Origin of the sequence: Vibrio sp. 10N.247.310.23 (assembly GCF_041467155.1) — a bacterium.
Classification (GTDB): domain Bacteria; phylum Pseudomonadota; class Gammaproteobacteria; order Enterobacterales; family Vibrionaceae; genus Vibrio; species Vibrio crassostreae_C.
Genome location: NZ_JBFSTZ010000016.1, coordinates 39,633 through 52,044, shown reverse-complemented (window position 1 = coordinate 52,044; position 12,412 = coordinate 39,633). Strand labels below are relative to the sequence as shown.

Annotated in this window: 9 protein-coding genes; 4 read left to right on the top strand and 5 right to left on the bottom strand. The window is 43.6% G+C overall.

All coding sequences use genetic code 11. The annotated features are described in order from the left end of the window. Positions 1–34 precede the first annotated feature (34 nt). Positions 35–1,084: a cysteine synthase A gene (locus AB6D93_RS13635; RefSeq protein ID WP_102333946.1), complete on the bottom strand. Its 1,050-nt coding sequence runs from the start codon at positions 1,082–1,084 to the stop codon at positions 35–37. Positions 1,085–1,301: 217 nt separating this feature from the next. Between AB6D93_RS13635 and AB6D93_RS13630 the strand changes: the two genes are divergently transcribed. After that, positions 1,302–1,469: a hypothetical protein gene (locus AB6D93_RS13630; RefSeq protein ID WP_017062447.1), complete on the top strand. Its 168-nt coding sequence runs from the start codon at positions 1,302–1,304 to the stop codon at positions 1,467–1,469. Positions 1,470–1,840: 371 nt separating this feature from the next. Here AB6D93_RS13630 and AB6D93_RS13625 read toward each other — a convergent pair whose 3' ends face one another. Both AB6D93_RS13625 and AB6D93_RS13620 read right to left on the bottom strand, forming a co-directional pair. Beyond that, positions 1,841–2,638, bottom strand: coding sequence for a CPBP family intramembrane glutamic endopeptidase (locus AB6D93_RS13625; protein ID WP_017064369.1), 798 nt, complete (start codon positions 2,636–2,638; stop codon positions 1,841–1,843). Positions 2,639–2,891: 253 nt separating this feature from the next. After that, a complete protein-coding gene (locus AB6D93_RS13620; protein WP_017068423.1) occupies positions 2,892–3,683 on the bottom strand; it encodes an MBL fold metallo-hydrolase in 792 nt (263 codons plus the stop codon). 114 nt (positions 3,684–3,797) lie between these two features. Between AB6D93_RS13620 and AB6D93_RS13615 the strand changes: the two genes are divergently transcribed. Further along, positions 3,798–4,763: a GlxA family transcriptional regulator gene (locus tag AB6D93_RS13615; protein ID WP_076653054.1), complete on the top strand. Its 966-nt coding sequence runs from the start codon at positions 3,798–3,800 to the stop codon at positions 4,761–4,763. Positions 4,764–5,030: 267 nt separating this feature from the next. Here the strand turns inward: AB6D93_RS13615 and AB6D93_RS13610 are convergent, their stop codons facing one another. After that, the gene (locus AB6D93_RS13610) at positions 5,031–6,224 is read right to left on the bottom strand and encodes an acetate/propionate family kinase (RefSeq protein ID WP_017064366.1); all 1,194 of its coding nucleotides are present in this window, start codon (positions 6,222–6,224) and stop codon (positions 5,031–5,033) included. Between the two features lie 743 nt (positions 6,225–6,967). Next, positions 6,968–9,037 (bottom strand): DEAD/DEAH box helicase, encoded by a 2,070-nt coding sequence (locus AB6D93_RS13605; RefSeq protein WP_080582207.1) that lies wholly within the window; start codon positions 9,035–9,037, stop codon positions 6,968–6,970. A 309-nt stretch (positions 9,038–9,346) separates the two neighbouring features. Here AB6D93_RS13605 and rnb point away from each other — a divergent pair, with 309 nt between their 5' ends. Together rnb and AB6D93_RS13595 are read left to right on the top strand one after the other, a co-directional pair. Then, positions 9,347–11,353 carry an exoribonuclease II gene (gene rnb, locus AB6D93_RS13600; RefSeq protein ID WP_017059497.1) on the top strand — a complete coding sequence of 669 codons (2,007 nt, stop codon included), beginning with the start codon at positions 9,347–9,349 and terminating at the stop codon, positions 11,351–11,353. Between the two features lie 188 nt (positions 11,354–11,541). Then, positions 11,542–12,372 carry an AraC family transcriptional regulator gene (locus AB6D93_RS13595; protein WP_017064362.1) on the top strand — a complete coding sequence of 277 codons (831 nt, stop codon included), beginning with the start codon at positions 11,542–11,544 and terminating at the stop codon, positions 12,370–12,372. Positions 12,373–12,412 lie beyond the last annotated feature (40 nt).

The following is a 12,412-nucleotide window of genomic DNA, read 5'->3' as shown; positions in this document are numbered from 1 at the left end:
TGGCAGACCACTGGCTGTTACTAACTTAAAGCGACTATACGTTGACGACCATGCTGCCATCTTCGGCTTGATAACGAGCCCATAGTTGAGAGAGGTTTTCTTTATTAAGCTGTATCTCTTTTTCTTTCAGAAACGTTTCGTTGTGCAGCTTCGAATACGAGCGCTCAGCAAGGTCACAGCTAAATGTAACGATGGTTTTCCCTTTCCCCATTCTAGCCACAGCGTATAGCGCACCTGCTACGTTCAACGACGAACTGCTTCCTAGAAGAATACCGTCATGTTCCGCAACAAGGCGGGATATCGTCACCAAATCCTGATCGGGAAGCGTGATTGCACGATTGATTTTTGCCTGCCTGAAATTTTCAACCGTTCGCATGATCCCTATGCCTTCCGTGAACGAACTTCCCGTTGATTGATAGTGTCCATTACGTAGAAACGAATAAATGCCGGACCCATTTGGGTCAACTAACCAAGTTTCGAGATTGGGTTGCTGCTCAGATAGATAGTGTGAGTTTCCGGCAATGGTTCCACCCGTCCCCACCACTGAAACTAGAGCATCAATATTCCCCTGTGTTTGCTGCCAGATCTCAGGTCCAGTATTTAAATAGTGCGCTCGATAATTACTGAGATTTTCAAACTGATCTGCCCACCAATAACTCTCATTTTCGACACCAATCCGCTTAGCCGTGTGGTAAAAATGTTCAGGGTTTGCAAAAGGACAAGGGTCGACCAATAACAGTTCAGCATTATAAAGCGAGATCATGCGCTCTTTCTCTTGTGCCTGCCCTTTTGGCATCACCACCAACATTTTGTAACCAAGGGATTTAGCGACCAGAGCAAGTCCTATTCCCGTATTACCAGCAGTACCTTCAACGATTGTCATTCCCGGCTTAAGCTTACCGGCTTCTATTGCATCCATAACCAACTGAAGTGCCGCTCTATCTTTAATCGAACCACCCGGGTTCTGGTGTTCGCACTTAATAAGAATTTCACAACCTGATATATCTGAAAGACTGTTGATTCTAACAAGATCGGTATCGCCAATCAGTTCACTGAGATTGTTTGCAATATGGGCAGATGACATCGCGACTCCATTTATTTGTTGAGGATAAGCTTGTTCATCGATTGGGTTGTCGATGATCATAAGCGTAGCTCTGGGGTCTGCTTAGTCAAGAAGTGCCGGAATTGAAAAGACTCTCATTTTCCAAATAGCAATTATAATTAGGGGTGACCGATTAGATTGAGGGCAAAAAAATGTTTCTAAAAGAGAAAAAACCGGTGACCTCGTTGATGTAACTGAAATGACCAAATTAACCAACTTATTTCAAGACAGTATCGAAGGTCGGTTTCAAGCAGGCGAAGAACAGCAAGACCCTGAGATGTTTAAAAAGTCCGAACTGATGTTTATGTCAGGGGAAGAGTTACCTCGATGCTGGACAGATCCAAACTACCGCTCAGGGACTAAATAACCTTAGCGCTTCCAGAGCACCCGATGAGTCGTAATTTAAGCTCTGTTCTAAAACTGTTTCACGATCGCCTTGTAGGCTATCCCCCTGTTAAAACATTCAGACGCATCTTTACTAGACACAAAAAGCGAGCCACTTGGGCTCGCTTTTGATTGTCTTTTTCTTGCTTAGACTTCAGTTCAGATTACAGAAGTTCTACCGACTGTTGAGCAATCACGAATTCTTCGTTGGTTGGCAAGCTATTATAATCGCACCTATTAACACGGGTTTGGACAAAAGTGTGTCAGCAACTTTACTATCGAGGTGTTGATAAGTGTGTTGATTTCATTGATTATTGCCTCAGTCCATATAGTGATGAAGCGGTTGCTAAAACCTTATTGTATTGATTTTTCCTTGCGTTTAATAATCAATAGTGCCAAAAAAGATACAGCTAATGCCATTATAGAAACGATTGTTCCGATGTTCCCACTTGGTGCAAAGTCCCAATCATTAAAGAAAAATGCGGGTACGATAAAAACTTCCACTGTATATATCCACAAATTATAAATCGTATGAAAAATTATAGCGCTATATATACTCATGTATTTCAGTAGAACTATTGATGCAGTGATACCTAGAGAAAAAGCAACGACAGGGTCTTCATGGCCGTAGGCGAATAAGAGTGACGATAAAATTACGCCTACAAACTTGTTTCTCAAAAGTAAGCATATGCTACTTAGCAAGATAAACCTGAAGAAAAACTCCTCTGATAACGGAGCTAATATAACGGTTTCGAAAAGATAATTTAGTTTCTCGCTTACTTCCAGTTCACCACTAACGAGAAATCCTACGATATAGTCGACTTCTTGTCCCGTGACATATTGCCGGATAAATTCCATATAGAACAACGTGATACAAGCCACGCCAATCGCTAGCACAGTAATTGGGAATACATGATGAGTAAAAGAGGAAACTTGTGGAGTTACTGAAAAGAGGCTATTTTCACTCTTCTTTAAAGTAAGCATCATCACAAACGCCACCACCCAAAAAAGGCCTCGAAGATCATTAAAACCCATGTCGCCCCATAAGTAATATAAGGCAAGTGCCAATATGCTTATGGGTAACGAGGTTTTAAGTCCTACGGTGGGAAAGTTATCCATTTGTACCATATCTAAATTTATTAATTCTTGCATTTAAAGATTACATTTATATCATCCGCCTCACATTAATTTCAATCGTATCGAGATCTTCACGACTAAATAATCTGGTGAAAAACTGGAACAGGATATGTATGGGTTTAACTCTGCCGGATTTTGAGGCACACGCGTTTTAGAGTCATAGCACTGAGGCGTTCTTGTCCCAAAGCATGGCGGCATAACACGTCTCTGGACAGAAATCATTTAGACTATTTACTTAAATCGGGAGTCACCGGATTAGTTCAGGTATCTAAAACTCCAAGGTCTCACCATCAGCAGGAATAAGGACTTTATCTGACAAACCGTTTTTATCAATTGCTTCTTTAAGAATTGGTCGAGTCACTGCACAGTGATTGAGTGCCTCCATATGGTTCGCAACCACCTTATTAGGGGAAAGGCGAATAAACTCCATGACCTCATCAATAGACATCAATAACGGTTGACCAACGTCCATACGAGCACGACCTGCCGCGACTACTGTGATATCAGGTTTCAACTCAGTCAACGCTCGTTTTACATCATCGGTTAGAACTGTATCACCGCTAATGTAAATAGAAGGCTCATTGGGGAGCTCCAAGAAAAATCCAACACCATTAGCCATTACCTTGTGAATCCATCCATGGCCGTGCAAAGCCGGAACCGCGGTGAGCTTTCCGTCTAGAAAGTCGATAGTTTGCCAGTCTTCAATTCCCCAATTTACCGTTAAGTCATATTTTTCTAGGTAAGCCTTATCTTTGGCTGGTGTCGCAACTGGGATATTACGACTTGTTAAAAACGTCTCACCTGCCGGATCTAGGTGATCTCCATGTTGTAATGCCTTGATACCAAGTGTTTGACTGTGAGTAATTAAGGTATGAGTAACCTTGTTTAGTAGCTCATCGGCATTACTTGGCATCTCAACGGTTGGATTTTTCGCGGCCTTAGCCTTAATGACTGAAAACGGAGGCATAGAGCCTTTTTTCCCCAACATAGGATCAATAAGGATAAATTTTTCGCCAGATTCAATAATAAATGTTGCGCTACGTAGGTGGTGGATCTTCATAATGCCTCTCTAAACTCACTAACAAGCCATGTTCTCTATGAGATTTAGTATGCTTCTTTCTAGTTTCTTGTGATACTGTCTTGAAAGTCAACATTCGCGCAAATCGAGACACTTGTGAACAAATCAACCGAGCTAATTAAAATTACGATGGTAGCCTTTGAAGGCATCAGTGCTTTTCATCTCTCTGTGCCTTGTCTGGTGTTTCAAGATATCTTTTTCGGCCAGCCGGTTCGGTTTGACTTGAGGATCTGTTGCGAAAACAGCTTGCAGTTTGAAACAAGCTCTGGATTTGGTGTGGTGATCGATAGAGATTTGAGCGCTATTAAAGAGGCGGATATTGTGATTGTTCCAAGCTGGCCAAATGACTTGCCAGAGCCAAGTGAGCGACTTATAGAGGCGCTAATAGAGCATCATGGGAAAGGTAAGCTACTAGTAGGACTCTGCCTCGGGTCTTATGTACTTGCATGTGCTGGCGTTCTCGATGGAAAACGTGCCACAAGCCATTGGGCGTTTTCCGAACAATTTCAGCAGCAATTTCCTAAGGTGAATTTTGATCCAAACCCTCTATTTATTGAACATGAGACTATCATTACCTCAGCAGGGGTAGCAGCTTCGCTAGATTGCTGTCTCCACATAGTGCGCCGCCTGTGTGGCAGTGTACTTGCGAATGATCTCGCACGTAAGATGGTGACAGCGCCATTTCGAACTGGTGGACAGCAACAGTACATACCTGCACCGATTAGCGTAAAGCCACTCGCAGAAACAAGCATCAGCCTTGTGATTGAGCATGTCGAACAAAACGTCCATCTGCCTCACTCACTAGATGCAGTCGCTGAGCGCTGTGCGATGAGCAAAAGAACCTTCACACGCCAGTTTAAAGCTACCTATGGCTGTACATTTGGTGAATGGTTGCAAAATAAACGCTTGGTGCTCAGCCAACGCCTACTAGAAACCACGAAGTTATCTGTTCCTCAAGTTGCAGAGAAAGCGGGTTTTGGTTCTGACAGCGTATTCAGAAAGCACTTCAAATCGGCTTTTCATGTATCGCCGATTCAGTGGCGCACTACATTCAAGCAATAGTCTTAATTTCATTGAGGGCGATGGGGCTAGATCGTCGCATCTATTACTTTTTGTATCTGAAACCTTGCAAGTTCAATTCTAGGCGTTTTTGGGGCATCACAAGCCAGCCCTAACATCACTAGTTTGAAGCTACAAATTGATTTGCCGAAATCAATAGAATGAGTTTTGACTATCTCGCTATAAGGCCACTTAGCGATGGTCTATCCAACATATAAGATCAAAAAAGCGAGCACTAAGCTCGCTTTTAACTATCTGTTTTTGAAAAAATTACAGCAGTTCAACCGACTGTTGAGCAATCACGAATTCTTCATTGGTTGGGATAACCATTGCTACTGCGTCTAACATTTCAGACTTAGCGATGATCCCTTCAGCACCAAAGCGAGCAGATTCGTTACCTGCTACATCTTCAACGAAACCTAGAATCTTAAGGTTGTTTAGGATTTCACGACGAATTGGTAGAGAGTTCTCACCGATACCACCAGTGAAGATGATGCCGTCTAAAGAATCTAGCGTTGCAAGGTAAGAAGCAACGTATTTCGCTACGCGGTAAGTAAACACCTCAAACGCAAGCTTAGCGCCTTCGTGGCCCTCTTCCATTGCTTCTAAGATGCCACGAGCATCGCTCGTAAGACCAGACACGCCAAGGAAGCCAGACTCCTTGTTTAGAGAGTTAAATACTTGCTCTTGTGACCAGCCTTTCTTAAGTAGGTATTCGATGATGCCTGGGTCTAGGTCACCACAACGTGTGCCCATCATTAGGCCTGAAAGTGGTGTGAAGCCCATAGAAGTATCAACACTGTTACCATCTTTAATAGCACATACAGATGCGCCGTTACCTAGGTGAACAGAGATGAAGCTCGATTTTTCGATTGGCTTGTTAACCATCTTCGCAGCTTCACGGCTAACGAAGTAGTGGCTAGTGCCGTGGAAACCGTAGCGACGTACGCCGAAGTCTGTGTATAGCTCTTTTGCGATTGCACCAGTGAATGCACGTTGAGGCATTGTTTGGTGGAAAGCAGTATCAAATACAGCGAACTGAGGTAGAGAAGGGAAAGCTTCAATTGCAGCACGGATACCGATAGCACCTGCTGGGTTATGAAGTGGAGCTAGGTCAGATAGGCTTTCAATTTCGTTCGTTACTTCTTCAGTAATGCGAACCGTTTGAGTGAACTTCTCACCGCCGTGTACGATACGGTGACCGATAGCCACGATATCAGCCGTGAAGCCTAGGTCTTCCATCAGGCCAACCAATTTGCCAATGGCAATTTTGTGGTGGTTATCTTCACCTTGAATGGCAATTTCAGTTTTCTCGCCTTGGAATTTCCAGCTCATACGAGCATCTTCAAGACCAAAACACTCCCCTAGGCCACTTAATACTGCTTCACCAGAAACAGAATCGATTACAGCAAATTTTAGGGATGAACTACCCGAGTTAATAACCAGAACAAACGAATTAGACATTGGATATGGATCCTGTTTCAGTACGAATTGGATGAAGTGTTTACTTCAATTTTAGTTAAGTCCATTATTCAATAATTTTTGAATCTTTCAACTTTTGTTTTGAAAAAATCACTAAATGAACACAATTAAGTTGATCTTGGTCATTAAATTATTTATTTCGAGAGCGGAATTAAAAAATAGTTGAATAAGAAAATTAATGAACAGGTGACGCAAACGAGTGCTCACGTTATTTTTAACTTGATTCAGTTAATTAAAGCGACTCGAACAAATGCAGGTGATCCGCTTGAAAAACAACCACCCTTCCCTGTCGTCTGCTTATCATTACCGATAACTTTTTGCTCGATTTCTCAATTGCTCAGTGTTTGCATCAAAAAGCTCACTGAAGTTGAGAATAGTGATCTGATCTTATTTTGATTGCCTTCGAGCACAACTCTACGAATAGATGCACTGTAACGACGCTTAGATAGCCTTCACTCTTTGTTTCAGCATCTTGTAGCACGTTCTTTTGGTATAGGCTTAGAACGCGATACAGCTAAGTTTTGGCACTAACATTCGTTCTAGGCGCGATGCTTAGTTTCATGGACGAAGCATAGTTACAGGAACGAAGCTTGATTAAAGTAAGTTAGCTACGAATATCGAGCCAACCAAAGCTTAAGTTCAAATAACAGGCACAAAAAAGCCGAGCATTACGCTCGGCTTTTAAATTCAGTGTCTAGACCTAAAGCGTCTAAGCGATAGGTTGATTAACCTTCGTTGCGCTCTGGACGACGACCACGGTTACCACCGCCATTGCCGTTACCATGGCCACGTTCGCCACGGAAGTTACCACGGTGATCGCCACCACGGTTACGGTCGAAACGACGTTCGCCATCACGTCCGCCAGCAGAGTTACCATCGCGAGCACCATCACGGTTGCCACGGTATCCACCACGACCGCCTTCACGGTTACCACCTTCGCGGTTGCCGCCTTCACGGTTACCACGGTAGCCGCCACCATCACGACCGCCACGGTTGCCACCACGGTTGCCATCACGACCGCCGCCGCCACGACGAGGCTCACGGAAGTCATTGAAATCAACAACTACAGCGCCAGCTTCTTTTTGACGAATGCGAAGTTTGCTTAGCTTACCAGCAGTTTCAGAGTTCATTGCTTTTGGCAGTTGAACGTAAGTAGAACCTTGGTCTAGCTTGATAGCACCGATAGAACCTTTAGTTAGGCCAAGTTCGTTTGCTAGTGCGCCAACGATGTCTTTAACCTGAACGCCTTGCTCACGGCCAACTTGTAGTTGGTAAGTATCCCAATCTTGAGTATTGAAGTTGCGACCACCACCGTCACGGCCGTTGTCACGATCTTCACGACGCTCTTTGCGACGGTTCTTATCACGCTCAATAGCAGCGATCATTGGGTCTTCGCCAACGTAGAATAGTGGGCTCTTACCTTGCTGACGCTTAAGAAGCATTGCAGCTAGAGTAGCAGCATCAACTTCTAGAGACTCTTGAAGAGTAGAGATAAGACCTGCAAAGTTTTCTAGTGCTTTGCTTTCTTTCTCAGTTTCAAGTTCAGCGCCAAGCTTAGCAACACGTGCAGCAGCAACTTGGTCACGTAGAGGAAGTTGGATTTCTTCCATTTGAGACTTAGTTACACGCTCGATTGTGCGAAGCATGCGAATTTGGTTAGTGCGAACTAGTAGGATCGCTTTACCTTTACGTCCAGCACGGCCAGTACGACCAATACGGTGGATGTAAGATTCAACATCGAATGGGATGTCGTAGTTGAATACGTGAGTGATACGTGGAACATCAAGACCACGAGCTACAACGTCAGTTGCAACTAGGATGTCGATAACACCTTGTTTGATGTGATCAACAGTACGCTCACGTAGAGACTGAGGAATATCACCGTGCAGTGCAGCAGCTTTGAAGCCACGTGCAGATAGCCAATCAGCTAAACGCTCAGTGTCTTGACGAGTACGTACGAATACGATTGACGCGTCAGTTTCTTCAGTTTCTAGAAGACGAGACATTGCTTCGTCTTTTTCTACGCCTTTAACAACCCAGAAGTTCTGCGCTACTTTATCAACTGTGTGGTTAGTACCAGCAACGTCAACTTTAGCCGGGTTACGTAGGTAACGGTCAACAATAGTCTTAACCATTGGAGGCATAGTTGCAGAGAAAAGTACACGTTGTGCAGATTCTGGAGCTTGCTCTAGGATCCAAGTAACGTCATCTACGAAGCCCATTTTCAGCATTTCATCTGCTTCATCAAGAACAAATGTGTGTGCTTCATCTAGGTGTAGACGGTCACGAGTTAGTAAGTCTTTAACACGACCTGGAGTACCAACAACAATGTGAGCACCGCGGCTTAGAGCACGCATTTGGTCAACAATTGAAGCACCACCGTAGATTTCAATAACTTTAAGACCTTTGATATCACGGCCAAGGTTTTTGATTTCCGCAGCAACTTGAATCGCTAGCTCACGAGTAGGAGCCATGATGATTGCTTGTGGTTTGTGTTGGTTCAGGTTGATTTTGTTAAGTAAAGGCAGAGAGAATGCTGCTGTTTTACCAGTACCAGTCTGTGCTTTACCTAGTGCGTCACGGCCTTCAAGAAGAAGAGGAATAGCTGCTGCTTGGATTGGAGTCGGAGAAACGAAACCCATGCTATCAAGAGCTGAAAGAATGTTATCGTTTAGGGCTAATTCATTAAATTGAATTACAGATTCGGACATTGGGATCCCACTATATATAAGTAAACAAAAGGTCCCGGGAGCTCTATCAATTCCAATACTGATCCAATCAGATACTGATTCCATTCAGAGTTACGAAGCAGTAATAAAACACTTCAAGCCATTAGGGACGTCTAAGGGAGGCGGATTATTCCCTAAATGCATAAAAAAATCCAGAAAAAATTGAAATACATCACATATTTTTCGCTTTTACATCAATACTGGTTATCATATCGTCAAAACTTGATGAATATCTCGTCACAGCACCCATCTCCTAGCAAATTGACCGAGTTAAATAAGAGGGCAATTAATTAACGCTCACTTCGCCTTTAAGTAGTAATCAAGCCTCGCAATGATTATAGTGTGCTCAATTGTCCTCGATAGATAAAAGTCAAAATGTTTCAAGATAATCCTCTACTCGCTCAGCTCAAGCAGCAAATCCAAGAAACCCTCCCTAAAAAGGAAGGTACCATCAAAGCCACTGAAAAAGGTTTTGGTTTTCTCGAAGTTGATAGCAAAACAAGCTTCTTTATCCCGCCTCCGTACATGAAGAAATGTGTGCACGGTGACAAGGTGATTGCCATCATTCGCACAGAGAAAGAGCGCGAAGTAGCAGAGCCTGAGGAATTGGTTGAACAAGGTCTTACTCGCTTTATTGCACGAGTTAAGCTTTTCAAAGGCCGATTGAACGTTGTTCCTGATCACCCGCAGCTCAAAAAACTGCAACTTAAAGCGAAAGCAATGAAGGGTCTAAACCCTGAAACGCTTAAAGAAGGTGACTGGGTTGTTGCTCATATCGTTCAACACCCATTAAAAGGTGACAATGGTTTCTTGGCTCAGATCTCTGAGAAAATCACAGACGCTGACGACAAGATTGCACCTTGGTGGGTAACGCTGGCACAAAACGATCTACCAAACAGCGAGCCTGAAGGCATCGACAACTGGCTAATCAACGATGACGCCGATCTTGAACGTGTAGACATGACGCACGTCCCTTTTGTGACTATCGATGGCGAAAGCACAAAAGATATGGATGACGCGCTTTACGCGAAGAAGAAAGAGAACGGTGATTTTGAACTGACTATCGCAATTGCTGATCCAACGGCTTACATCTCTCCAGATGATGCGATGGATAAAGTGGCACGCGAGCGCGGTTTCACTATCTACCTTCCTGGTCGCAACATCCCAATGTTGCCTCGTGATCTTGCTGACAACCTATGTTCACTGATCGAGAACGAAGTTCGTCCTGCACTTTGCTGCACAGTAACGGTATCTAAAGATGGCGTTATCGGTGATGACATTAACTTCTTCGCTGCAAACATCAAATCTCATGCTCGTCTTGCTTACGACAACGTATCAGACTGGCTAGAAACAGGTGCATCAGAGAAATGGCAACCATCAGAAGAGATTGCTGCAATTGTTTCTGATCTTCACCAATTTGCTCAAGCACGTTCAGCATGGCGCTCAGCAAACGCTGTTGTGTTCCCAGATCGCCCTGACTACCGCTTTGAACTGAGCGAAGATAACGATGTTGTCGCTATCCACGCTGACATGCGTCGTAGCGCAAACAAGCTGGTTGAAGAATCAATGATCAGCGCGAACATCTGTGCGGGCCGAGTACTAAAAGAGAGCTTCAACCAAGGTGTGTTTAACTGCCATTCTGGTTTCAAGGCTGAGAAAATCTCCGACGTTCTTGAACTGGTAAACCCGCAAGCGGAAACGCCGTTCACTGAAGAGCAAATCATTTCTCTAGAAGGTTTTGCTACTCTACGTCGTTGGTTAGGTTCTTTAGATAACAGCTACTACGACAACCGTATTCGTAAATTCCAAGCGTATAGCGAGATCAGCAATGAGCCTGCACCGCACTACGCGATGGGATTAGATATTTACGCAACTTGGACTTCTCCAATTCGTAAATATGGCGACATGATTAACCACCGTATGCTTAAAGCACACATCTTAGGTAAAGCGCCAATTCAAACACCAGATGAAACTATCGGTGATGAACTTGCCCTGCACCGCCGTCACCACGGCATGGCTGAGCGTAATGTTGGCGATTGGTTGTATGCTCGCACTCTAGCCAATGCTCCAGCAGAAGAAACTCGTTTCCAAGCTGAGATTTTCGATATTAACCGTGCAGGTATGCGTGTACGTTTACTTGAAAATGGTGCTGCTGCATTTATCCCTGGATCTCTCATTCTTAATAATAAAGAAAGAATAGAGTGCAACGGTGATATGGGTACTGTATCTATCGATAAAGAAATGGTATACAAACTGGGAGACGTTTTAGAAGTAGTTCTCTCTGAAGTTAATCAGGAAAACCGTAACTTAGTAGCAAAACCTACTCAAGTATTTGCGGACTTGCCTAGCGAGCCTGAAACGACAAACGAAACCGAAGCTTAAAGGCTTTAACAGCTACAGCTTTCAAGGTTACGGCTTTCAAGGTCAAAGCTATCAAGGTCAAAAGCTTCAAAGCTTCACTTCTAAAGGCGCTAATTATTAGCGCCTTTTTTGTAAATGTCTCATGCTTAAACAATACTTAAAAAAAACAATCAATAAGCAATCAATTTACAACGTCAAAGAAGCTCACTATGTCATCAATCACAGTTACTCAGTTCAGAAACTTCATTCCCAGGAGACGAGAACGTTATCCTGCCTCTAAAAACGGTATCTTTATAGTGTCGAAAGGCAGCATTTCTTTTGTGTTGCCCAATGGTACTCAAGCCTCGTTGCAAGCGGGAGATTTCACCCTTTACAATTCTGGTCAGATTAAAGACATCACGGTTAACACTGAAAATGGCGAATTCAGCGCAACCTGCTTAGATTTTGATTTGGCTATCTTTCAAAAGTTCATTAATCAGTTCAGCGATTTAGAGTCCGCTCGAATCCCAGACAAGTACATTAAGTTCAATCAAACGGATACTGAGCTCTGTCAGTTGAAAGATCTCATCATGTCACTGGCCAACTCTTCTTCTCAGAATGACTACGCACTCACTCAATTAGGCTTAAGTTTGCTGTCTTTGATGGTGGAACAGTACCCAGCTCTATTGGCTATTATTGCTCGAGCTTCAAGGTTAACCGTGACCCAAAGAGTCATTCATTACATCGAGCAAAACATTGAAAACAATATCTCTTTGGATACGCTCGCCAGTTACATGGGAATGTCACCGGCTACGCTTAAACGTCGCTTATCGGCTGAAGATCTGTCGTTCTCAAACTTATTAAAGATAAAACGTATTGCTCATGCAGCCACTCAGCTAAGAACATCGGATAAGTCGATCACTCAAATCGCGTATGAGTCAGGCTTTAAAAGTGCCGCTCACTTCAGCACGGCCTTTAAAACGTATCACGGAAAAACACCAAAAGACTTCCGATCGCTAGTGGCACAAGCACAACTGCAGAGCGTAAAGCCGCAAGTTTAAAGAAACAAAGCGATAGATTGATGTGGACGTCTTAGTTGGG

Excerpts from the sequence above, each read along its gene's own strand:
- AB6D93_RS13635 (WP_102333946.1), bottom strand. The coding sequence starts at position 1,084 with ATGTCATCTGCCCATATTGCAAACAATCTCAGTGAACTGATTGGCGAT.
- AB6D93_RS13630 (WP_017062447.1), top strand. The coding sequence starts at position 1,302 with ATGACCAAATTAACCAACTTATTTCAAGACAGTATCGAAGGTCGGTTT.
- AB6D93_RS13625 (WP_017064369.1), bottom strand. The coding sequence starts at position 2,638 with ATGCAAGAATTAATAAATTTAGATATGGTACAAATGGATAACTTTCCC.
- AB6D93_RS13620 (WP_017068423.1), bottom strand. The coding sequence starts at position 3,683 with ATGAAGATCCACCACCTACGTAGCGCAACATTTATTATTGAATCTGGC.
- AB6D93_RS13610 (WP_017064366.1), bottom strand. The coding sequence starts at position 6,224 with ATGTCTAATTCGTTTGTTCTGGTTATTAACTCGGGTAGTTCATCCCTA.
- AB6D93_RS13605 (WP_080582207.1), bottom strand. The coding sequence starts at position 9,037 with ATGGAATCAGTATCTGATTGGATCAGTATTGGAATTGATAGAGCTCCC.
- rnb (WP_017059497.1), top strand. The coding sequence starts at position 9,347 with ATGTTTCAAGATAATCCTCTACTCGCTCAGCTCAAGCAGCAAATCCAA.
- AB6D93_RS13595 (WP_017064362.1), top strand. The coding sequence starts at position 11,542 with ATGTCATCAATCACAGTTACTCAGTTCAGAAACTTCATTCCCAGGAGA.